Genomic DNA, 22075 nt, shown 5'->3' on the forward strand with positions numbered 1-22075 from the left:
AGGGAAGGGCGCCCGTGGTTTTACCATTGAGACTCCCGCGAAAATCACGGTTTTGCTGATCCGCTTCCTCGGGTTCAGGTGACCTTGGAAGGTTTGCCGCTTCGATCATGTCAAAATGATTTCAATTGTGTAAATTTTGACATAAAGTGCTGAAAGTATTACGGAATTTATTTGCCGCAATGGCATGCATGGAAGCGAAATGAGTGAACAAGGACGGGGTGCCGAGTCGCCCCAGAACGTTGCGCCGGACACGGGTCTGGCGTGCCTGATCATGCTGGCGCGTTTTCATAACGTTGCGGCTTCTGCTGAACAACTCGCGCACGAGTTTTCCAGCGACCATCAACAGTTCTCCCTGCCTGACTTGTTACTTGCGGCGCGCAAACTGACGCTCAAGGCCAAGTCGGTACGGACCACACTTTCGCGCCTGGAGAGTACGCCATTGCCGGCGATTGCCCAGGATCGCGAGGGTGGGTTCTTCATTGTCGCCAAGCTGGATCAGGGCAAGGTTTTGATCCAGGACCCGCGCATGGATCGCCCGCAGGTGATCAGCTTCGAGGAGCTCGACGCCCGCTGGGCCGGAGATCTCGTACTGGTGAGGACTGCGCTGGGGAGCTCCACTGAGGTCTCACGCTTCGATTTCACCTGGTTCATCCCGGCTATCGTCAAATACCGCAAGCTTTTGGGTGAAGTGTTGCTGGTGTCCTTTGTGTTGCAACTCTTCGCGCTGGTGACGCCGCTGTTTTTCCAGGTGGTGATGGACAAGGTCCTGGTTCACCATGGCCTGACCACCCTGGACGTTATCGCCGCTGGCCTGCTCGCCATCATGCTCTTCGAGTCGGGGTTGAGTGGCCTGCGTACCTATGTGTTCGCGCATACCGCGAGTCGTATCGATGTCGAATTGGGATCGCGGTTGTTCCGGCATCTGATCAACCTGCCTCTGGCCTACTTCCAGGCGCGGCGGGTGGGTGACTCCGTCGCCCGTGTGCGTGAGCTGGAAAATATCCGTAGTTTCCTGACCGGCAATGCGATTACCTTGCTGTTGGATGTACTGTTCTCCGTCGTGTTCATAGCGGTCATGTTCTACTACAGCGGCTGGTTGACCCTGGTGGTGCTGGTGTCGCTGCCGCTCTATGTGCTGGTATCAGCGTTTATAACGCCTTTGTTGCGTGCGCGCTTGCAAGAGAGTTTTACCCGCGGCGCGGAGAACCAGGCCTTCCTGGTGGAGACCGTCAATGGTATCGACACGGTGAAGTCCATGGCCGTCGAACCCCAGGTGATCCGCAAGTGGGACAACCAGATGGCGGCCTATGTCGCCGCTGGCTTCAGGACCCAGACTCTATCCACCATTGCCAATGAAAGTGTCTCGCTGATCGGCAAACTGGTGACTGTCGCGACCTTATGGCTCGGTGCCCGTCTGGTGATCGATGGTGCGTTGTCAGTGGGCGAGCTGATTGCCTTCAACATGCTCGCCGGCCGAGTCGCACAACCGATCATGCGCCTGGCGCAATTGTGGACCAGCTTCCAACAGACCGGCGTCTCCGTGCAGCGCCTGGGCGATATCCTCAATACCCGCACCGAGTTGTCCCAGGGCGCACGCAGTGCGTTGCCGCCGCTCAAGGGGCGAATCGAGTTCGACCAGGTGCATTTCCGCTACCGGGCCGACGGCTCCGAAGTGTTGCGCGGCATCAGCCTGACAATCGAGGCCGGCGAAGTCATTGGTGTAGTCGGACGTTCCGGTTCCGGTAAAAGTACCCTGACCCGGTTGCTTCAGCGTTTGTATGTCCCGGAGCGCGGACGGGTGCTGGTGGACGGCATGGACCTGGCCTTGGCCGACGTGTCTTCGTTGCGCCGGCAGATCGGCGTGGTCTTGCAAGACAATATGCTGTTCAACCGCAGTATCCGCGAAAACATCGCCTTGTCCGATCCGGGCGCGCCGTTGGAAGCGGTCATGCAGGCTGCCCATATGGCCGGCGCCCATGAGTTCATCCTCGAGTTGCCCGAAGGCTACGACACCATCGTCGGTGAGCACGGCACTTCGCTGTCAGGCGGTCAGCGGCAACGGGTCGCGATTGCCCGGGCGTTGATCGGCAATCCTCGAATCCTGATATTCGATGAGGCGACCAGTGCCCTGGACTATGAATCTGAACGCATTATCCAGCAGAACATGCAGAGCATCTGCCAGGGACGCAGTGTGATCATTATTGCCCACCGGTTGTCGGCGGTCCGCGATGCCAACCGCATTCTGGTGGTCGATCGAGGGCAGATCGTCGAGCAGGGCTCTCATGCTGAACTCCTGACGCATCAGGCTGGCCACTACTCGCGTTTGCATCGCATGCAACAGGGTTGACGAGCCACCTCTTTTCACCTTCCACCTGATATTTCCTGTATCGCCACGTCGACTCGTGCGAGGCGGGACTGACCGTTTCCGATTCAAGGATGACAGCCCTATGAGTGCAACGCCGACCCTGTTGCAACGCTATCGTCACGCCTGGCGCGAGTCTTGGCGCCAGCGCAAACGCATGGTCAGCCCTGCGCTGTTGGCCCATGAAGTGCAGTTTCTGCCGGCGGCCCTGGAGTTGCAGGAGCGGCCTGTGCATCCGGCGCCACGGATCTTTCTCTGGAGCCTTATGGGGTTTGCCGTGCTGGCGTTGCTCTGGGCTTGTATCGGTAAGGTCGAAGTGGTGGCCGTTGCTCCGGGCAAGATTGTGCCCAGTGGCAAGAGCAAGTTGATTCAGCCCAGTGAAACGGCGGTGGTCAAGGCCATTCACGTCGGCGATGGGCAAACGGTGACGGTGGGGCAGTTGTTGGTCGAGCTTGATCCCACTTCAACTGATGCCGATGTGAAACGTCTCCAGGCAGACCTGCTGGCGGCACGTATCGACAGTGCCCGTAGTTCGGCGATGCTTGATGCGATCAATCTGAATCGGTCACCGGCTTCTCTGGCGGGAACCATTGAAGCGGCCGATCCGGAGCAGGTGCTGGCGGCCCAACGTTGGTTGCAAGGGCAGTATCAGGAATACCGTAGCAGCCTCGATCTGGTGGATGCGGAAATTCTTCAACGCAGCGCCGAAATCCAGTCGACCCGGGCCCAGGTCGCCAGCCTGAAAAAGACCCTGCCGATCGCCAGCCAGTTGGTCGAGGACTATCAACGCTTGCTGCAACAGCAGTACGTAGCGCGCCATGAGTACCTGGAAAAGGAACAGGCGCGGCTGGAGCTGGAGCGCCAGTTGAATGTGCAGGAGGCCGCCGTCCTGCAATCCACCGCCGCCCAGGGCGAGGCCCGCAGGCGTCGCGAAGGGGTGGTGGCGCAAGCGCGTCGGGCCATGCTCGATCTGTTTCAGGTCTCCGGCCAGAAGGCCGCAAGTCTGGCGCAGGACCTGGCCAAGGCACGTTATCAGGAGTCCCGGACGCAGTTGACTGCTCCCGTCGATGGCACCGTACAGCAACTGGCCGTGCATACGGTGGGCGGCGTCGTCACTCCGGCGCAGCAACTGATGGTCATCGTTCCCCGAGACCAGCCGATGGAGGTCGAAGCGATGCTGGAGAACAAGGATATCGGCTTTGTGCGGGCCGGGCAGCCGGTCGCGGTCAAGGTTGAGACCTTCACTTTTACCAAGTACGGGACGGTGGAGGGCGAGGTGGTCAGCGTCTCCAACGATGCTATCGAAGACGAGAAGCGCGGGTTGATCTACAGCAGCCGTATTCGTTTGAAAACCGACCATATCCGGGTCGGCGGCGAGGACGTGATGCTGTCACCGGGTATGTCGGTGACAGCCGAAGTGAAGACGGATCAGCGTCGGGTGATCGAGTATTTCCTGAGTCCTCTGGAGCAGCATCGGGATGAGAGTTTGCGCGAGCGTTGAGGGCAGAGGCACTCGTGCGACATAGAAAATTTTATTTCAGGAGGGCTTTAATCCATGACAAGGATGATGAGTATGAAGACCCCATGGGTAATCGCCGGGTCGTTATTGTCGGTCACCGGTTTTTTAGCGATTGTCGTTTATCTGGGCTTCTTACAATGAATTGCAGATCGATATTGATCTTGGTAAAGATCGTCATGATGTCAGTATGAAAGCGATTGATACAATCCGGAAAGTAGCAATAAAATTTTCTGCTGATCGTAGGTTATGACTGTTCTGAAATAAATATCGGGTGCCGAGTCGGGTGGCTTTATGGGGAAGGGAAATAATAGGGGTTGTGTTTTGGTTTGTATGGCGGGTGATGAAAGTGCTATGTAGATGAGTTGGATGTACAGGCTTTGAATTTCTGAATTTATAAATGAGGTTGAGATGAGTGAGAAGGCAGATCGGGACTTTAATACGGAATATTTTATCTATCCCTTGTTGTTGGGTGTGTTGGTGTTTCTTGCAATAAAATATGTGTTGGGTGTGAAAGATGATTTTTTTATTGGCGTGTATTTGCATTTAAAGGGGTGGATTTTTTTTAATGTTTTCATTGTTTGGTGTTTGATGGGGCGAGGAGGTAGAGGTGTACGTTATTTTGTACGATTTTATGCGTTAGTGAATGCTGCGCTTTTTGGATTTTTATCTGGGTGTTTTGTGCGTTATATTTCGGTAGTGAACTAACAGGGAGTTTGCAATGACGTTGACTGTTGGGCGAATGGAAGAAATCGCCAATCTTTTGGATACCTATTTTGCAGGGGAGGCTTTGACAGTTTCGAAAAAAAAAGGAAATGTTAATCCGCTGGAAGGATTTGGGGATTATGCAACCCTTATGAAAGCCATGGCGTCTGTAGGGAGTGGTACGCTCCCGGCCCTGGTGGAAAATACGGCAGCGCCTCTTATTTTGGCAAGTGCAATATTCAAGTTCTCTAATGGTACTGCCGGGCTGGACAGTTATTCTGATATTGCTGCCTTGCTTGCCCTGAAAACGAGTAATCGTGCTCTTGGGCAGTTGGCGCTTTCGTTTTCTGTGGGGTTTAAGGTTGGAGAGCATATAAACTCTCTTTTGGGGGCGGAGCTCAATGTGCGAGTGGAACCCTATTCTACAAAGGTGGGGGATTACTTTAAGGATAAAACAGGCTCCATTGAGTTCGGCGGGGTCATGGCAGGGGTTTCACATGCGATGCTCTCTGTTGCCATGATTCCGGATACACTGAATTCAAAAATAAATACCTGGATTAACGAGCAACAATTACTTGATCCGGTGTTCCGGGCTTTTGATAACACTACGGGGTTTGTATCTGGTCAAGTGTTCGGTATGTCCAGCAAGGCTGCAGAGACGCTTGTTGGAGACTACAATTTTGTTGCGAGTGGAAAGACTCTGATTTCGGGGGGCGCTGGAAATCTGATCAATATCGACATCAACCCGAATCCAAAACCGCAAACTCAGGTTCAGACCGAAAATAAGGCGCGCCAGGACGTCGCCAACGGCTTTGTCGAAAACGCCGCCACCCACAGTGTTTTCTCCCTGGGGGGGATTCTCAGCAAAACCGATTTTGCGTCCACGCAAATGGGCAGCCTCGCCTCGGGCGGTATCCGCCCCGGTGAAATGCAGCTGGATCCCAACGCACGTCCCAATACTTATCTGTCCCAGTTCTACCTGGACCGTTCCGGCACGTCGAATCCGGATTTCAGCCTACACAATGCCGTGACCCTCAATGGCCTGTCGGCGATGACCACCTTTAATACTTTCGTCGATCCGCTGTTGCTGGACCTTACTGGCAACGGCGTGCGCATGACTGATATGCATGATGGCGTTCTGTTCGACACTGATCACAGCGGTACCCTCAAGCGCACCGGCTGGGCAGATCGTACTACCGGTATGTTGGTACTTGATGACGGCAGCGGGCAGATCAAGGACGTCAGCCAGATGTTCTCCGAGTACTACAAAGGAAAGGCCGGAAGCAATGGTGGCCCAGGGCAGGCGACATTCAAGGACGGTTTTGCCGCCTTGGCCAGCGAGGACAAGAACGGTGATGGTGTGATCGACGCTCGCGATCCGATCTGGAGTCAGTTGCGAGTCTGGGTCGACGGCACCCACGATGCCAAGGTTGACGCAGGTGAGCTTAAGACCCTCGATCAACTGGGCATCACTCAGATCAGCGTACGCTCCACGTCTGCCGGCACCGAAGTACGTGATGGTAACAAGGTTCTGGCGCGCGGAACGTTCACCGTTAATGGCAAGACCCAGGAAGCCTTGGCTGTCGATTTTATCGGCGACCCGGTGAGCAGTGTGCTCAGTGTCCTGGGTAATGGGACCAAGGTGCTCTCCAGTAGCGGTGGTATCACCACTACCGCCTACAGCAGCCACAGCACGACTGGCGAATCTCTGGACGCAGCAAAACTGGGCGTCTCCAACCTCTATGGTGGCAGTGGCAACGATATCCTCACGGCGGCCGCGAGCGGTAGCTGGCTGGTGGGGGGTGGTGGCAGCAACACCTACAATGGCGGTGCGGGCGACGATGTCTTTGTGATCAGTGCGTCCGACAATCCGGACAATATCCATGGCAATGGCGGTCACGACACGGCGATCATCGTCGGTGATGAAGGGGTACGGCTGAATATGGCCAAGGCCGGCCTGACCATCGCCGAAGGTGGGCGCGGTAATGACATTATTGTCAGCGGCGGTAACTCCAGTGCCTTTATCAAGGGCGGCTCGGGGGATTCGATGCTAGTCGGTGGTGGTGGCAACGACGTTCTGGTCGGTGGCACTGGCCACAACACCATCATCGGAGGCACCGGCAAGGCGGTGATCTACGCAGGTCCCAATGGCGACACCATCTACGCCTCCGAAGGTGGCAGCATCATTCACGCGGGTGGTGGCACTGATACCATCTACGGCGGTGCCGGTAATGATGTCATCGAAGTCGGTCACGGCAACGCCGTCATCGACGGCGACGGCGGCATCAACCTGGTGACCCTGCACGGTAACCATGGCGACTATCGCATCACCCGTAATACTACAGGCTACGAAGTGGCCGACAAGGTTTCCGGACGCGATGGCACGGTGACTCTGAAAAACATCCAGAAACTCAACTTTTCCGATATCTCCGCGGTCGACCTGGATCAACCCAACGCCATGCCGGTAGCGGATGTCCTGAGTCTCGACAAGGACGGCAAAGCCTTCGATCGTCGCCAGGCGCATCTGATTTCCGCTGCCAGCCTGCTGGCCAATGACCAGACCCTCAACAGCAAGGGGCCGCTGCGGATTGCCAACGTCGGCGATGCGATCGGCGGTACGGTGAGCTTGACCCAGCAAGGTGATGTCCTGTTCACCCCGGACCCGAAATTCATCGGCTTGATCAGTTTCAAATATGGCGTGGTGGATAGCGCCGGCAATGGCGCCGCCTCGGTCATGGACCTGAGTAGCGGCAAGACCGCGCCGATGCGGGCGGGCGTGACGTTGCTGACCCCGGAAGTACCCCTTGACCCACTGGCCGCCCAGGAATGGTACCTGAGCGATACCAACGTGCTGCCGGTCTGGAAAGACTACACCGGCAAAGGCGTGCGGATTGGCCAGTTCGAACCGGGCGGCCAGTTTGCTACTACGCCCGAGATCTTCGATATCCAGCACCCGGACCTGGCACCGAACGTTGATCAGGCCTGGTTGAAGACCGAACGGGACAAGGGCAGCCTGCCGGGCGTGGTGTCGAACCACGCCACCATGGTGGCGGGTGTCATGGTCGCAGCGAAGAACGGCATCGGTGGTGTCGGCGTTGCCTATGAAGCGACTCTGGGCGGCTATTACCTGGCCAATAACGGCAACGATCTGACCGGCCTGGGGCATATGGTCAGTTATGACGTGGTCAACAACAGCTGGGGATTCGAACACGATTTCGCCATCAGCAATCTGCAATACGGCCAGATCAATACCGCAAGCTCGCTGACCGCCAACGCCCAATATGCTGCCAACAACGGGCGCGGCGGCCTGGGCACGGTGATCGTTGCGGCCGGTGGTAACAGCCGGGCCACCGGCGGCAATGCCCAGGGTTCGCTGACCAACAACAACCGTTTCTCGGTAGAGGTCGGTGCGATCAATGCCCAGGGTGACCTGTCGACCTTGCAGATCGGCTCGACACCGTTCTCCAACCCGGGCGCGAGCCTGTTGGTGTCCGCACCGGGTAGCAATGTGGTGTCCACCAGTCACATGCTTGAAACCGAGCGTGGCTCGACCTTCGGCAATGACTACACGAGCATGCAGGGCACCAGTTTCGCCGCGCCGATTGTCTCGGGCGTTGTTGCACTGATGCTGCAGGCCAATCCCAACCTCGGTTATCGCGATGTGCAGCAGATCCTTGCCCTGTCGGCCCGGCAGATCAATGACCCGGCCACCCAGTGGAGCGATAACGCCGCCCACGGTTGGAACGGCGGCGGGATGCACACCAGCAACGACTATGGTTTCGGCGAAGTCGACGCGCGGGCGGCGGTGCGCCTGTCCGAAGCCTGGATGACCCAGGGCACCGGTGCCAACGAAGCCATGTTTTCGGCGTCCAGCGGTACCCTTGGACAGACCGTCGCGGCGGGGACCACCCTGACCTCGACCCTGGTCATGAATGCCGGCTTGAACATCGAGCACGCCGAGATCGACTTCGACGCACAGGTCGGTCGCCTGGGGGACCTGACCCTCAAGCTGATCTCGCCCGATGGTACCCAGAGCATCCTGCTCAACCGCCAGGGCAAGGTGCCGGACGGTATGACCGGGGCTAGTGCGACGGATGTCGGGAGCACCGACTCGGGTACCTTCCGCTACACCTTCATGACCACCCACGACTGGGGCGAGCACTCGGCCGGCACCTGGAAGTTGCAAGTGACGGATGTCGCCAGTGGCTTGCCGGTGACGCTCAACAGCTGGTCGTTGCGCCTTTATGGCAGCAAGACCACTGCGGACGATAGCTACTTCTACACCGATGAGTACCTCAAGGCAGTGAGCCGCCAGGCCGGTCGCAATGTGCTGGATGACGCGGTAAACGGCACGGCGGGCGGGCGTAATACTCTGAACGCGGCAGCGGTTTCCGGCGATACCTCGATCAACCTGCTGACCGGCGTCGCAAGTATCGGCGGGGCAGCCCTGACGATACGCAATCCGGCGTCGATTCAGAATCTGGTGACGGGCGACGGCAACGATACGCTGGTGGCGGCTCAGGCCGATTCGCTACTGGACGGCGGGCGCGGCAACAACACGCTGACCGGCGGCAGCGGCAAGGATTTCTTCGTGGTGCATCGCCGGGAAGCCGGCAACGACACCGTGGTGAATTTCAACGCCGCCCAAGGCGAACTCATCGATCTGGTGGGCTTCACCGGCAAGACGTTCAAAGACCTGCTGATCACTCAGCAGGGCGCTGATGTCAAAGTCGACCTGGGCAAGGGCCAGAGCCTGGTACTGAAAAACCAGACAACCAGCGCTATCGGTGCCGCACAGTTCAAGTTCCAGGACACCTTTGTCGCACCGGCGGCTTACGTCGACAGCAATGCGCCGGCCGTGATACCCCAGGAAGGCCTGGGTACCATCATTCTCAAGGGCGGTGCCAAAGGCGTGAGTCTGACCAGCGGTGCCAACGGGCAGTTCGTTGCCTCCCTGGCCGGTCAGCTCTACAGCCATGACAGTGCGACGTCGGACACCTTTGTGGTGGCGATGCAGCCCGGTGTCAGCGACTTCAAGAATGCCGTGCGTGGTTTCCGTCACGGGGTCGACAAGATCGACTTGCGCCAGACCGGCATCATGCGTTTTGACCAATTGGCGGTCACGCTGAACAATCGTGGCACCATCAATGGCATGGCGCAGATTCACGGCGTCGACATCAGTACCACGGCGCTGGACCCTACCGGTGGCAAGACTTCATTGGCCTACCTGGATGCGTTGGACGTGTCGCAGTTGGACAAGTCCGACTTCATCTTTGCCACCCACGCCCTGGACCCGCTACCCAAGCCGTCGACGGTCACCACGCCCGATCCGCTGCGCCCGATTATCGATGTACCAACCGGCCTGACCCCGATCATCGACATCCCGACGCGGCCGTCGGTGGATATCGATGCCGCGCGCAAAGAGGCCCAGGATCGGCTCGACAAGCTTCTTGCCAGTCGCGACCCGGTGGTGGTCGAACCGGTGAAACCCCTGCCCGGGGGGAGCGGTCCGATGGTTGTCGAACCGTCGAAACCGATCACCGGAGGCGCTGATCCGGCGAAACCCATTACCGGTGGTGCCGGTTCAGGGATAACGCCAGGTGCGTCCTTCGATGTCACGGTGGACAAGACCTTCGCTGACGTCACTCTCAGCGGTACGCACAACGTGCGGTTGAGTGCCACGATGGCGACCCTGAAAATGCCGGGAAGCGAAGCCAGCAACATTACGGTTACCGGCAGCAGCGACAAGGTGATCCTGGGCGACGGCAACAACAACCTGCAACTGAAGGGCAACGGTAGCGTAGTGACGGCGGGGAATGGCGACAACCAGGTAGTGGTCACTGATCGTAGTGCGACAGTCACCTTGGGCAACGGTAACAACACCGTCAGTGGCGAAATCCGCAAGCTGGTGCTGGGCAATGGCAACAACACCGTCAGCGATTCAGCTGTCATGGCGGATATCTCTCTGGGAGATGGCAAGAACAAGGCGGTCATCAGTGGGACGATGTCGACGGTGAACCTGGGGCACGGACAGTACGATCTGGCGTTCAGCGACATGATGGGCAAGCTGGTCTTCAGCCCGGACGTCACGCCCGAACGCCTGTGGTTCCAGCACTCCGGGCAGGACCTGCATATCTCGGTCCTTGGTAGCCAGGAGGACGTGACGCTGCGCAACTGGTATGCGGCAACCCCGGAGCGTCCGGGCGATATCATGGCCGGGGCAGGCAAACACCTGTCCGATCGCAATGTCGAGTCGCTGGTCCAGGCCATGGCCGCGTTCGCGCCGCCAAGCGCCGTGACCACCAGCTTCAGCCCCGCCGAGCAGCAGGCCTTGCAGCCGGTGTTGGCGGCGAACTGGCGTTGACCTTCGGTAGTCCGTCCCTGGTGAGATAAGCGGTTTATCGCCAGAGTGACTTATGAAGCGCCCGGTGCAGTGCATCGGGCGTTTTTTATCGTGCGCCAGCGCGATCCGCTCAACCCTGCGGCTCGCCCGCCTCGCGTGCGGCCCTGGCCTGCAGCCAGTTGGCAATCAGCGCGGCATTGATAAACAGCGCAATGCCCAGCAGGATCACCACGATCGAGGCCAGCTTATAGGGCCCGATGCTTTCGTCGAACATCAGCCACGAAGTGGTGACACCGGAAATCGGCACCATCAGCGACAACGGCGCGACCATGGACGATGGGTATTTCTTCATCAGGTTGTTCCACACCCGGTAGCCGAACAGCGTGGTGACATAGGCCTGGAACAGCACCGAAAAGATCGCCGCAGGTGTCAGGTTCGTGCCCAGTTGATAAAACGGTGCACTGCCCTTGGCCAGCCAGGTCATGAGAAACAGCGGCGGTGCCGCGAACAGGCTGGACCAGACGATAAAGGCGACCATATCGCCGGGGCGGGTCTGCTTGACGATCAGGTTGCAGGCGCTCCAGCTCAGGGCTGCCAGCAGCACCAGCACGGTGCCGGTGAGCACCGCCTGGCCTTCGGTGAAGTGAATGATCGACAGCAGGCCGAGGCTGGCGAGGATCACCCCGGCGATCTGCGGCCCGGCGATCTTTTCCTTGAGCAGCCAGGCGCTGAGGAAGATCGTGAAGAAGGCGCTGAATTGCAGGATCAGCGAGGCCAGGCCTGGGGTCAGTCCCAGGTGCATGGCGTAGTTCACCACCCACCAGAGCCCGACGCCGAACAGCAGGCCGTAACCGGCGATGGCGGTGAGACTGACGCCCGCCGGTCGTTTCATGAAGAACACCAGGGGCAAGGCGCAGCAGGTGAAGCGCAGGGCGGTGAGCAGAAACGGGTCCAACTGCTCAAGGCCCAGTTCGATCACCGAGAAGTTGCTGCCCCAGATAATCGTGACCAATAGCCCGAGGGCCAGGTCCAGCGGTTGAAATTTCATGGGGATTCGAGGTCCTGTTGGCGAAGGCGGGGAGGGCGTCCTTGCCGCCGCAATGGCGACGACAAGGACGTGGACGAGGTTCAGGCGGCGATCTCCGGATCGACGCCGTCATAGACGAAGGCATCGAATTTTTCCGGACGCCATACGTCATCCCGGGTGTAGTAGTTCAGGACCACGGTGATCTTCTTTTCCGTCACCGTCGGTTCGCAGTCATGGAGGATTTCCCGGCCCTTCATGACCAGCACCGAACCGGCCTTGGCGTGGATATGCCGGTGTTCGATCCAGGGTTCCGGCTTGCTCGGATGGGCCCGGGGAATCTGCATGCGCAGCGGGGCTTCGCGGTTGCTGGTGAGGAACAACAGCACGGTGATCGCGTTGGTGTCGTAGTGCTCGCCCAAGGTCCCGCCGCCTTCGGGGTAGACCTTGATATTGATGTCCGAGCGGCTGTGGGGCGAGACAATCGCAGCCTGGCTGGTGACCAGGCTGATCAGCGGCAGCAACGAGTGATAGATCGCCGTCAGTTCCGGCAAGTGATCGCGCACATCCTGGCCCAGGAAGATGTAGTGCAGGTATTGCCCGCCGGCATCGGACACCTCGCGGGTGCCCAGTCCCTGATGGTTGACCAGCTTGACCCGACCTTGTTCGATGGTGCGCTCGACCCGTTCTTTCAAGGTGTCGCACAACTCGGGGGGGACGATGTCGTCAAGGACCGTGACGTAGTCGTAATGATATTCGGCAATATGTTTGTTGAGATTGAACGGCGTGTTGTTCATGGAAGCTCCCTGCTCGGTTAGCGGACGGCATTCCCCTCGACTGCCTGGCTGAAGAGGCCGTGTGTTGGACGATCAAGTAAGACCGGCCCGGGGACTCCTCCACGTATGAGAACCCGAGACGGGTCGGCGGCCCGTGCTGGGACGGCAACCGTCGACCGCCCGAAATTAGCCCAGCATTCGGCCCATCCTCCAGTTTTTTTCAGCATGACTATCCGTTCGGATAGCCACCGGTAAATGTCCTTGTGCCACCACGGCTCGTCGGATGTTTTTGCGTATGAGAATTTTTATCATTAATATTGGCGTCCTTTCCGCTGGCCTACTGCTGCTCGGCGGCTGACTGTTGCTGGGAGTGTCGTGATGAACCTGGCCCTGCGCCCCCCCGAGAACCCGGATGCCGAGAGGACCGAGTTGCACGCCGGTCGCGCGCACTTCCTGCAAGTGTTCCTGTCCCAGCGTTCGCAGATGGAGGCGCTGGTCAGTCGCCGGGTCGGTTGTCGGGCGACGGCGGCGGACCTGGTCCAGGACCTGTTCCTGCGTTTCTGGCGTCGGCCCCTGGTGCAGGTGGAGGAGCTGAGCACCTACCTGCTGCGCTGCGCCGGCAACATTGCCATCGACCATTTGCGTAGCGAGGGTGTTCGCGTGCGGGTCAATGAAGGCTGGCTGCCCGAGCAGCAGGATAACCAGAGCTGCGAGCCCGAGGCGGCCCTGGAGGCCGGTAACGATCTGCGTCATGTCGAGGCGGCGCTGCGCAGCCTGCCGGAGCGCACCCGGCAGATTTTCCTGCTCAACCGGATCCATGGTCGCAAGTACACCGAGATCGCCAAGGTCATGGGCCTCTCGCAAAGTGCCGTGGAAAAACACATGATGCGTGCCCTTGAGGCTTGCAAGGCCAGTCTGCGAGAGCCTTCGGCCGGGCATCGAGCGCCATCCGCCACACGTCTGCCAGGGAAAGCATCGTGATCCATTCTTCCAGCATTGCCGTGACACCCAACCAGGAACAGGCCGCCCTGGCCTGGCTCAGCCTGTTGCACAATCAACCGAGCCGGGGTGACCAGGCGCGCTTCAGTCTCTGGCTGCAAGCCGATCCGGCCCATGTCGAGGCCTATGCCCAGGCCCAGGTGCTCTGGGAACTGAGCGAAGTGCCGGCGAGTACCTTGGCCAAAGAGGAGGCTGTGGTCTTGCAAGCCTTGCTCGCGGCCATGGACCGGCCCAAGCCGGCAACGCGCTGGCGCTGGTCGGCGGGCCTGGCCATGGCCGCCTGCCTGCTGCTGACGGTGTCCATGGGCCTGGGTTTCGAGCCCGGTCGTTGGCTCGACGACCTCGGCGCCGACTATGTGTCGGTGCCGGGGCAGGTGCGCACGGTGACCCTGGCCGACCGTTCCGAAGTCACCCTGGACACCGACAGTGCGATCTCCGTGGATTTCAGCGCGGGCGAACGGCATGTCCGGCTGCGTCGGGGCTCGGCGTTTTTCCAGGTGACCCATACCGGCGAGCCCTTTGTGGTGGATGCGCAGGGGGGCGAGGCGCGGGTGCTCGGCACGCAGTTCGAAGTGCGCTTGCAACCGGGTGGTGCGCGGGTGACGGTGTTGTCCGGGCGGGTCGGGGTTCGCGCGAGTGCGGGCGCGCCGCAACAGATTCTCGGCGCCAACCAGCAGGTGGCCTATGTCGATGGTTCGGCGCAACCGTTGCATCCGGTGAACAGCGACCAGTTGCTGGCTTGGCGCCAGGGTTGGCTGAACTATTCGAAAGCCAGCGTCGCCGAGGTGGTCCAGGACCTGGGCCGGTATTACCCGGGACGGATCCTGGTATTCAACGACAGCCTGGCGGCACGGCGGATCAGCGGCAGTTTTCCGAACAAGGATCCGCGGGCGGTGCTCGATTCGTTGCAAGGCGTGCTGGGCTTTGAACAGCACAGTCTGCTGGGTCGGGTCATCGTCTTGCGCTGACCTGGGAAAATATTTTCAAAATAAAGGTGAGGTAAACGCGAAGCCCATCCGTGTAGTGGTTGAAAGTGCGATTCATTCGCATTAATGATTTCTCTACGTATGGGTCAGGCACACATGAAGTCCAGGGCAAAATCGGTGGCAGGCAGTTCGGTCAAGCGGTGGTTCGGCGCGTCGGCGCTGGCGGTATCGGGGTTGGCCTTGCTGCCCCCGGGCGTGGTCCTGGCAGCCGAGTTCGCGGCGCAGCACAGCGCGCAGTTCACCTTCGCCATTGCCGCCAAACCGCTGCCCCAGGCCCTGAACGACTTCAGTCGGGTGACCGGCCTGAGCGTGGTCTACACCGACGAAGCCGCCTACGGTCACCAGGCCCCGGCGATCAACGGGCAGATGAGCGCCGAGCAGGCCATGCAACAGCTGCTGAGCAACTCCGGTTTCACCTTCCGCCGCACCGACGACCACACCCTGGCCCTCGAACCCTTGCCGACCCAGGGCGCCCTGAACCTCGGCGCCACCACCATCAACGGCACCCCGCAGGCGTCCTCCACCAGCTACCAGCCGCCACAGGTCACCTCGGTGGCCCGGTCCAGCGCCTCGCTGCAGGAAATCCCGCAGACCATCAACGTGGTCTCGGCCCAGGTCCTGCGTGACCAGACCCCGCGCAACCTTGATGACGCGCTGAACAACATCAGCGGCATCACCCAGGCCAACACCCTCGGCAGCACCCAGGACGCGGTGATGATTCGCGGCTTCGGCGACAACCGTAACGGTTCGATCATGCAGGACGGCATGCCGCTGGTGCAGGGCCGCGCGCTGAACGCCACCACCGATCGGGTCGAAGTGCTCAAGGGCCCGGCCTCCCTGCTCTACGGCATCCAGGACCCGGGCGGTGTGGTCAACCTGGTCAGCAAGAAACCCCAGTTGGAGCAGTACAACGCCGTGACCCTGCGCGGCTCGACCTACGGTTCGGGCAAGAACGGCAGCGGCGGCAGCCTCGACAGCACCGGCGCCCTCGGCGATTCCGGGTTGGCCTACCGCATGGTCCTCGACCGTGAAGACGAAGATTACTGGCGCGACTTCGGTGCCCACCGCGAGACCCTGATCGCCCCGTCCCTGGCCTGGTTCGGCGAGACCACCAAGCTGCTGCTGTCCTACGAGCACCGCGAGTTCCTGACCCCGTTCGACCGTGGCACGGCCATCGACCCGCGGACCAACCACCCCTTGGCCATCCCCAAGGATCGCCGGTTGGATGAGCCGTTCAACAACATGGAAGGCCGTTCCGACCTGGTCCATTTCGAAGCCGACCACGACCTGAACGACAGCTGGAAAGCGCACCTCGGCTACAGCTGGAACCGCGAAACCTACGATGCCAGCCAGGTCCGGGTGGTTTCGGTCAACCCGGCCAACGGCACCCTGGTGCGCAGCATGGACGGCACCAAAGGCGCTCTGACCACCGACCGCTTCACCACCGCCAGCCTCGAAGGCAAGGTCGATGTGGCCGGCATGCAGCATGACCTGGTGTTCGGCATGGACGACGAGTACCGCAAGATCTACCGCTCCGACCTGATCCGCCAGAGCCCGCTGAACACCTTCAGCTACCTGGACCCGATCTACGGACGCGAAGTCCCGGGCTCCACCGTCAGCCCCAAGGACAGCGACCAGACCGACCTGTTGCGCAGCGACTCGCTGTTCGCCCAGGACTCGATCCACCTCAACGACCAGTGGATCCTGGTCGCCGGCGGTCGCTACCAGATGTATGACCAGTTCGCGGGCAAGGGCCGGCCGTTCCAGGTCAACACCAACGGCAATGGCGAGAAGTTCGTGCCGCGCGCCGGCCTGGTGTATCGCTACACCGACGAGCTGTCGTTCTATGGCAGCTACACCGAATCTTTCAAGCCCAACTCCACCATCGCCCCGTTGGCGGTGACCAGCAATACCCGCCTGGTGCTGGACGGCTCCCTTGAACCGGAACAATCCAAGGCCTGGGAAATCGGCACCAAGCTGGATATTCCAGGGCGCATCACCGCCACGGCGGCGATCTACGATATCCACAAGCGCAACGTGCTGGTGTCCGTCGCCGACGGCCTGACCACCCAGTACAGCATTGCCGGTCAGGTCCGTTCGCGCGGGTTGGAACTGGATGCCAGCGGTCAGTTGAGCGATCGCTGGAGCCTGATCGGCAGCTACGCCTACACCGATGCCCAGGTCACCCAGGACGCCAATTACCAGGGCAACCGCCTGCAGAACGTGGCGAAGAATGCTGGGTCGCTGTCGGCGGTCTACGACTTCGGTTCGATCATGGGCGGTGGCGACAAGCTGCGGGCCGGCGCCGGCGCGCGTTATATCGGTCATCGCACCGGGGATGCGGCCAACACCTTCGACCTGCCGGGTTACACCGTGGCCGATGCCTTCGCCACCTACGACACCCAGCTCGAAGGGCAGAAGGTCAAGTTCCAGCTCAACGTGAAGAACCTGTTCAACAAGGTCTACTACACCTCGGCGGTCAGCCAGCTGTTCGTGTCCATGGGTGATGCGCGCCAGGTGTCTGTCTCCAGCACCCTGGAGTTTTGATGAAACGAATCAGTGCAGTCCTGCTGGCCCTGACCCTGAGTGGTGCCGCCCTGGCGGCTGCACCCGAGGACGGGCGCCTGTACCAGCGTGAGCATCAGGTGACCTTGCCCGGCTCCGGCGACAGCTGGGGGTTCGCTGCCCTCGATCCAACCCGGCCCTACCTGTTCCTGGCCCGGCGGGAAAACGGCCTGAGCGTGTTCGACGTGGCCAGACAGCGCCTGGTGAAAACCCTCGAGCATTCGGCAGGGGCCAACGCCGTGGTGTTCGTGCCCGAACGCAATCGCGTGTTCGTGCTCAATACCGACGGCAGCCTCGGCGTGGTGGAGCTGTCGAGCCTCAAGCTGCTCAAACGCATTCCCGTGGCCCAGAGCAATCTCAACAGCGCGGTGTATGAGCCGCGCAGCGGCCAGGTGATCGTCGTCAGCGGACGGCGGGCGGATCGTTCGACACTGTTTGTCTTCGACCCCAAGCAGGAAAAGATCACCGCCGCCCATGAACTGGACGTGAAGAAAATCGATCCGCTGCTGGTCAAGGGCGACGGCAGTTTCTTCCTGCCGATGCGCGACGAAGGCAAGGTGGCGCGGTTTTCCGCCAGCACCTTCGAAGTGCTCGACAGCTGGAGCTTCGAGGGTTGCCCCAAACCCAGCGCCCTGGCCGAGGATCAGCCAGGGCAGCGATTGTTCGTCGCCTGTCGCGGCGAGCAACCCCGGCTGATCGTGGCCGACCTGGAGAGCGGCGCGGTCAAGGCCAGCCTGCCGATCACCCGGGACGTCAACGCCCTGGCCTGGGATGCCCGACAACATCGGCTGATCATCCCCAGCGGGGTGGACGCCAACCTGACGCTGGTGGAACAGACGGACCTCGATCACTACCGTACGCTGGGTAGCGTCAGCACCTTGCCGATGGCCTACAACATGGCGTTCGACCCGCTGAGCGGCAAGGTCTACCTGCCCGCCATGGACTTCACCCTGCCGGCGACCGCCAAGGGCGAAGCCAAGGCCGATCCACTGTTTCACGCCAACAGCTTTTCCGTCACCACCCTGGCGCCCTGAACCACAAACCCTGTCCCCGGAAAGCGAATCGCCACGCATGGATTCCGGGGACGGTGTTCCCGCATAATTCCCCCGTTGACTCGCTAAGTACCTTGTTCTTACGTGCCTCCTGAGTGATGAGTCGCGGGTAGCGGCTATTGTGTGTTTATTGGTTGAGTTCGAGGCGGAAGATGAATTCGGTACAGGGTTTCATGGGCAAGGGCGTCGCGTTGGCGTTATGCGTACTGTTGGCGGCCTGTTCGAGCAAGGCGCCGAAGGCTCCCGAGCCGGCCCGGACGGTGGTCCTGCAAGCAGCGCAGTTACCATTGCCGTTGCCACGCTCGGCTTTTTGCGCCGGGCTCGACAGTGTCCTGCGCGCCCCGGCGCTGCAAGGCGCGATGACCTCGCTGGTGATACGCGAGGCGAACACCGGCAAACTGGTGTGTGAATACAATCCGCAATTCCGCCTGATTCCGGCTTCCAGCCTGAAGTTGGTGACCACGGCGGCGGCGATGGAAATCCTCGGTGCCGATTATCGGTTTTCCACCACCCTGTTGAGCACCGGTGTGCAGCAGGGCAACGTGCTGAACGGCGACCTGTACCTGCGCGGCACGGGCGACCCGAGCATGCGCCAGGAAGACTACCAGGCCCTGGCGGCCGGGCTGGCGCGTAAAGGCATCACGCGGGTTCGCGGACGGCTGATCCTCGATGACACCGCCTTCGACCACGAACGGCTGGGGGTCGATTGGTCCGCCGATGACGAGCAACAGTATTTTGCGGCGCAGATTTCCGCGCTGAGCGTGTCGCCGAACGCGGACCTCGATGTCGGTTCGATCCTGGTGAATGTGCGTGCCGGTGGCGCCGCGCGCCAGCCGGTTCGGGTCAGCTTCACCCCGGCCAACCACTACATGAACGTGCTCAACCGGGCCACGACGGGCCGTGGCGGTCCGCTGGTGGTCAGTCGCGGCCATGGTGGCAACCTGTTGCGCATTGACGGCGCGTTGCCCAAGGGCGCGGAGCGCATTGCCCAGGTCAGCGTCTGGGAGCCGACCGGGCTGGTGGCCGATCTGTTCCGCAGCGCCCTGCTCCAGCAGGGGATCGCGGTGGAAGGCGGCAGCTTGCTGGGTGTTGCCACGCCGGCTGCGGCGCAGCCGCTGGTCGAGCACCAGTCGCCGGTCCTCGCGGAGCTGATGTCGCCGCTGCTCAAGTTGTCGAACAACAATATGGCGGAGATCCTGCTCAAGTCCATGGGCCGCAAGACCGCCCATGAGGGCACGGCGGCGGCAGGTGTGGCGGCGGTCAACGGATTCCTGCAGGGGCACGGGGTGGCGTCGGCGCAGTTGCTGCAGTTCGATGGTTCCGGTTTGTCACGGCGTAACCAGGTGTCGGCGCAGACCCTCAGCGATTTGCTGCTGGTGGCGCGCAGTCGCCCCTGGTTCCAGGCCTGGTATGCGGCGTTGCCGGTTGCCGGTAATTCCGAGCGGATGATCGGCGGCACCCTGCGCAAACGCCTGCATGGTACGGCGGCGGCGAACAACCTGCATGCCAAGACCGGTAGCATGGGCGGTGTGTCGTCGCTGGCCGGTTATGTCACCAGCCGTGATGGGCGGCTGCTGGTGTTCGCCATGCTGAGCAACAACTACCTGGTCGGTGGGCGGCAGGTCAAGGCGGTGGAGGACCAGGTGGTGACGGCGTTGGCCAACAAGGTTGACTGAAAAAACGGCATCTTGAAAACACCGCATAACCTGTAGGAGCAGGGCTTGCCCGCGAAGAGGCCCCTGAGATCGCCAAAAGCTTCGCGGGCAAGCCACGCTCCTACCGGAATGGGGTTGCCACAGGGACGGTGTTCGGCTTTAGTGCGCGAAGGCTTGCCGGTACTCGCCGGGCGTTGCGCCCAGCACCTGGCGAAACCGATTGGCGAAATGACTGGCACTGGCAAACCCGCACGCCAGGGCAATCTCCCCAAGTGGTTGCCCGCTACCGCGCAACAGCAGCCGCGCCCGCTCCAGGCGCCGCGCCAGTACATATTGATGGGGCGGCAAGCCGAAGCTGGTACGAAACATCCGCGCAAAGTGGTATTCCGACAGCGCGCACAACCCGGCCAACTCACCCAGGCTCAACGGCTGGTCCAAGCGGCTGTCGATGCACTCCACCAACAGCCGTCGCTGATGCGCCGCCAAACCGCCTTTCAATCGCAAGCCCTGGCGCATCCCCACCTGATTGAGCAACGTATGGCCGAGCAACTCATGGGCCAGGCTGCTGCTGAGCAGGCGCTCTCCCGGTTCATCCCAGTCCAGGCTGATCAGTTGGCGAAAGCGCAGGGCCTGCTGCGGGTCATCCAGAAAAGTATGTTCCTGCAACTGCAGCTCACGGGGCTCACGGTCCAACAGCGTCACACAACCGAGCGCAAACTGTTCCGGGCTGAAATACAGGTGAGCCAGGCGAATACTGCCGTTGATCACCCAACCGGACTGATGTTCGGCGGGCAGGATACACAGCTTGTCCGGGCCGCCCTTGGTGTCCGGGCGGTCACGGCGAAAGGTCCCGGTACCGCCGGCAATGTAGCAGGACAGGGTGTGATGACCGGGCGCCTCGTAGTCCTGGGCGTCGTGGTGGTTGCTCCACAACGCCGCGGCCAAACCGTCACCGAGCTCCGCGCTGTGCTCCAGGCGCGAATGGGGCGAGCGGTTCAGGGCTTGAAAGACTTGTAGGGTATCCAGTGCGGGCATGGTCTGTTCTCCAACGCCTTGCATCCTACTCCGTCGCGTAATGCCCTGGCAGTCGCGGGCCGATAAAAGCGCAAGTTTTTGCAAGCGCGGGAGCGGCTTGTCCGCAGACACTGAAGCCTGTCTTCTGGAGTCTGCCGCATGAACCTGTTTCTCTACCTGCTGACCGTATTGATCTGGGGCACCACCTGGATCGCCCTGAAACTGCAACTGGGGGTGGTGGCGATTCCGGTTTCCATCGTCTATCGCTTCGGCCTGGCGGCGCTGGTGCTGTTCGTCCTGCTGCTGCTCAGTCGCCGCCTGCAACCGATGAACCGCCGCGGTCACCTGATCTGCCTGGCCCAGGGCCTGTGCCTGTTCTGCCTGAACTTCATGTGTTTCCTCACCGCCAGCCAGTGGGTGCCCAGCGGCCTGGTGGCGGTGGTGTTTTCCACCGCGACCTTGTGGAATGCCCTCAATGCCCGGGTGTTCTTCAAGCAGAAGATTGCCCGCAATGTGCTGATGGGCGGCGCTCTTGGCCTGCTCGGACTCGGTTTGCTGTTCTGGCCGGAACTCTCCGGGCACACTGCCGGCCCGCACACCCTGCTGGGCCTGGGGTTGGCCTTGCTCGGCACGCTGTTTTTCTCGGCCGGCAACCTGTTGTCCAGCCTGCAGCAGAAGGCCGGGCTCAAGCCGCTGACCACCAACGCCTGGGGCATGCTCTACGGCGCGACGATGCTGGCGGTCTACTGCCTGGTCCAGGGCATCCCGTTCGCGATGGAATGGAACATCCGCTATATCGGCTCCTTGCTGTACCTGGTGATTCCGGGCTCGGTGATCGGCTTCACCGCCTACCTGACCCTGGTCGGGCGCATGGGGCCGGAGCGCGCGGCCTACTGCACGGTGCTGTTTCCGCTGGTGGCGCTGAATGTCTCGGCCTATGCCGAGGGGTATCACTGGAGCGCGCCGGCCCTGCTCGGGCTGGTGGCGGTGATGGCGGGCAACGTGCTGGTGTTCCGCAAGCCAAGGGCCGTGCCGCGGCCGACGTCGGCCAGGATGGCCTGACGGACAGCAGATTTAT

At 60.9% G+C, this 22075-nt stretch carries 13 protein-coding genes; 10 read left to right on the forward strand and 3 right to left on the reverse strand.

The genetic code is table 11. The annotated features are described in order from the left end of the window. The first annotated feature begins 199 nt into the window (after nt 1-199). The 4 genes from M5C01_RS19335 (at nt 200) to M5C01_RS19350 (ending at nt 10947) form a co-directional block, all read left to right on the forward strand. Nucleotides 200-2347, forward strand: a complete 2148-nt coding sequence (locus M5C01_RS19335) for a type I secretion system permease/ATPase (RefSeq protein WP_152740022.1) — start codon at nt 200-202, stop codon at nt 2345-2347. A 100-nt stretch (nt 2348-2447) separates the two neighbouring features. Further along, complete coding sequence (locus tag M5C01_RS19340; protein ID WP_152740021.1) at nt 2448-3863, forward strand: HlyD family type I secretion periplasmic adaptor subunit; 1416 nt, start codon at nt 2448-2450, stop codon at nt 3861-3863. Between the two features lie 426 nt (nt 3864-4289). Further along, on the forward strand, nt 4290-4586 hold the full coding sequence (locus tag M5C01_RS19345) for a hypothetical protein (protein WP_152740020.1): 297 nt from the start codon (nt 4290-4292) through the stop codon (nt 4584-4586). A gap of 634 nt (nt 4587-5220) precedes the next feature. Continuing rightward, nucleotides 5221-10947, forward strand: a complete 5727-nt coding sequence (locus tag M5C01_RS19350) for a S8 family serine peptidase (RefSeq protein WP_248764375.1) — start codon at nt 5221-5223, stop codon at nt 10945-10947. A gap of 109 nt (nt 10948-11056) precedes the next feature. On the opposite strand, the gene M5C01_RS19355 is transcribed toward M5C01_RS19350, so the two are convergent. Both M5C01_RS19355 and M5C01_RS19360 read right to left on the reverse strand, forming a co-directional pair. Continuing rightward, nucleotides 11057-11974, reverse strand: coding sequence for an EamA family transporter (locus M5C01_RS19355; protein WP_152740019.1), 918 nt, complete (start codon nt 11972-11974; stop codon nt 11057-11059). An 80-nt stretch (nt 11975-12054) separates the two neighbouring features. Then, nucleotides 12055-12747, reverse strand: coding sequence for a hypothetical protein (locus M5C01_RS19360; protein WP_152740018.1), 693 nt, complete (start codon nt 12745-12747; stop codon nt 12055-12057). 357 nt (nt 12748-13104) lie between these two features. Here M5C01_RS19360 and M5C01_RS19365 point away from each other — a divergent pair, with 357 nt between their 5' ends. From M5C01_RS19365 to dacB, 5 genes are all read left to right on the forward strand, one after another. Beyond that, a complete protein-coding gene (locus M5C01_RS19365; protein ID WP_152740017.1) occupies nt 13105-13707 on the forward strand; it encodes an RNA polymerase sigma factor in 603 nt (200 codons plus the stop codon). Beyond that, a complete protein-coding gene (locus tag M5C01_RS19370) occupies nt 13704-14693 on the forward strand; it encodes a FecR family protein (RefSeq protein ID WP_177101044.1) in 990 nt (329 codons plus the stop codon). Before M5C01_RS19365 ends, M5C01_RS19370 begins: the two co-directional genes overlap by 4 nt. Before the next feature lie 114 nt (nt 14694-14807). Beyond that, complete coding sequence (locus M5C01_RS19375) at nt 14808-17258, forward strand: TonB-dependent receptor (protein ID WP_152740015.1); 2451 nt, start codon at nt 14808-14810, stop codon at nt 17256-17258. Continuing rightward, complete coding sequence (locus M5C01_RS19380) at nt 17258-18310, forward strand: hypothetical protein (protein ID WP_152740014.1); 1053 nt, start codon at nt 17258-17260, stop codon at nt 18308-18310. The genes M5C01_RS19375 and M5C01_RS19380 overlap by 1 nt, the downstream gene beginning before the upstream one ends. 170 nt (nt 18311-18480) lie before the next feature. Continuing rightward, nucleotides 18481-20004, forward strand: coding sequence for a D-alanyl-D-alanine carboxypeptidase/D-alanyl-D-alanine-endopeptidase (dacB, locus tag M5C01_RS19385; protein WP_152740013.1), 1524 nt, complete (start codon nt 18481-18483; stop codon nt 20002-20004). A gap of 138 nt (nt 20005-20142) precedes the next feature. Here dacB and M5C01_RS19390 read toward each other — a convergent pair whose 3' ends face one another. Beyond that, the gene (locus M5C01_RS19390) at nt 20143-21018 is read right to left on the reverse strand and encodes an AraC family transcriptional regulator (RefSeq protein ID WP_103496594.1); all 876 of its coding nucleotides are present in this window, start codon (nt 21016-21018) and stop codon (nt 20143-20145) included. A 138-nt stretch (nt 21019-21156) separates the two neighbouring features. On the opposite strand from M5C01_RS19390, the gene M5C01_RS19395 reads away from it, so the two are divergent. Beyond that, nucleotides 21157-22059 (forward strand): DMT family transporter, encoded by a 903-nt coding sequence (locus M5C01_RS19395; protein ID WP_152740012.1) that lies wholly within the window; start codon nt 21157-21159, stop codon nt 22057-22059. The last annotated feature ends 16 nt before the right edge of the window (nt 22060-22075 follow it).

It is taken from the genome of Pseudomonas sp. MWU12-2319, assembly GCF_023242525.1.
Classification (GTDB): Bacteria; Pseudomonadota; Gammaproteobacteria; order Pseudomonadales; family Pseudomonadaceae; genus Aquipseudomonas; species Aquipseudomonas gingeri_D.

Coding starts and splice junctions, on each gene's coding strand:
- M5C01_RS19365 (WP_152740017.1), top strand. CDS start 13,105: ATGAACCTGGCCCTGCGCCCCCCCGAGAACCCGGATGCCGAGAGGACC.
- M5C01_RS19395 (WP_152740012.1), top strand. CDS start 21,157: ATGAACCTGTTTCTCTACCTGCTGACCGTATTGATCTGGGGCACCACC.
- dacB (WP_152740013.1), top strand. CDS start 18,481: ATGAATTCGGTACAGGGTTTCATGGGCAAGGGCGTCGCGTTGGCGTTA.
- M5C01_RS19390 (WP_103496594.1), bottom strand. CDS start 21,018: ATGCCCGCACTGGATACCCTACAAGTCTTTCAAGCCCTGAACCGCTCG.
- M5C01_RS19355 (WP_152740019.1), bottom strand. CDS start 11,974: ATGAAATTTCAACCGCTGGACCTGGCCCTCGGGCTATTGGTCACGATT.
- M5C01_RS19335 (WP_152740022.1), top strand. CDS start 200: ATGAGTGAACAAGGACGGGGTGCCGAGTCGCCCCAGAACGTTGCGCCG.
- M5C01_RS19380 (WP_152740014.1), top strand. CDS start 17,258: ATGAAACGAATCAGTGCAGTCCTGCTGGCCCTGACCCTGAGTGGTGCC.
- M5C01_RS19375 (WP_152740015.1), top strand. CDS start 14,808: ATGAAGTCCAGGGCAAAATCGGTGGCAGGCAGTTCGGTCAAGCGGTGG.
- M5C01_RS19340 (WP_152740021.1), top strand. CDS start 2,448: ATGAGTGCAACGCCGACCCTGTTGCAACGCTATCGTCACGCCTGGCGC.
- M5C01_RS19350 (WP_248764375.1), top strand. CDS start 5,221: ATGTCCAGCAAGGCTGCAGAGACGCTTGTTGGAGACTACAATTTTGTT.
- M5C01_RS19360 (WP_152740018.1), bottom strand. CDS start 12,747: ATGAACAACACGCCGTTCAATCTCAACAAACATATTGCCGAATATCAT.
- M5C01_RS19345 (WP_152740020.1), top strand. CDS start 4,290: ATGAGTGAGAAGGCAGATCGGGACTTTAATACGGAATATTTTATCTAT.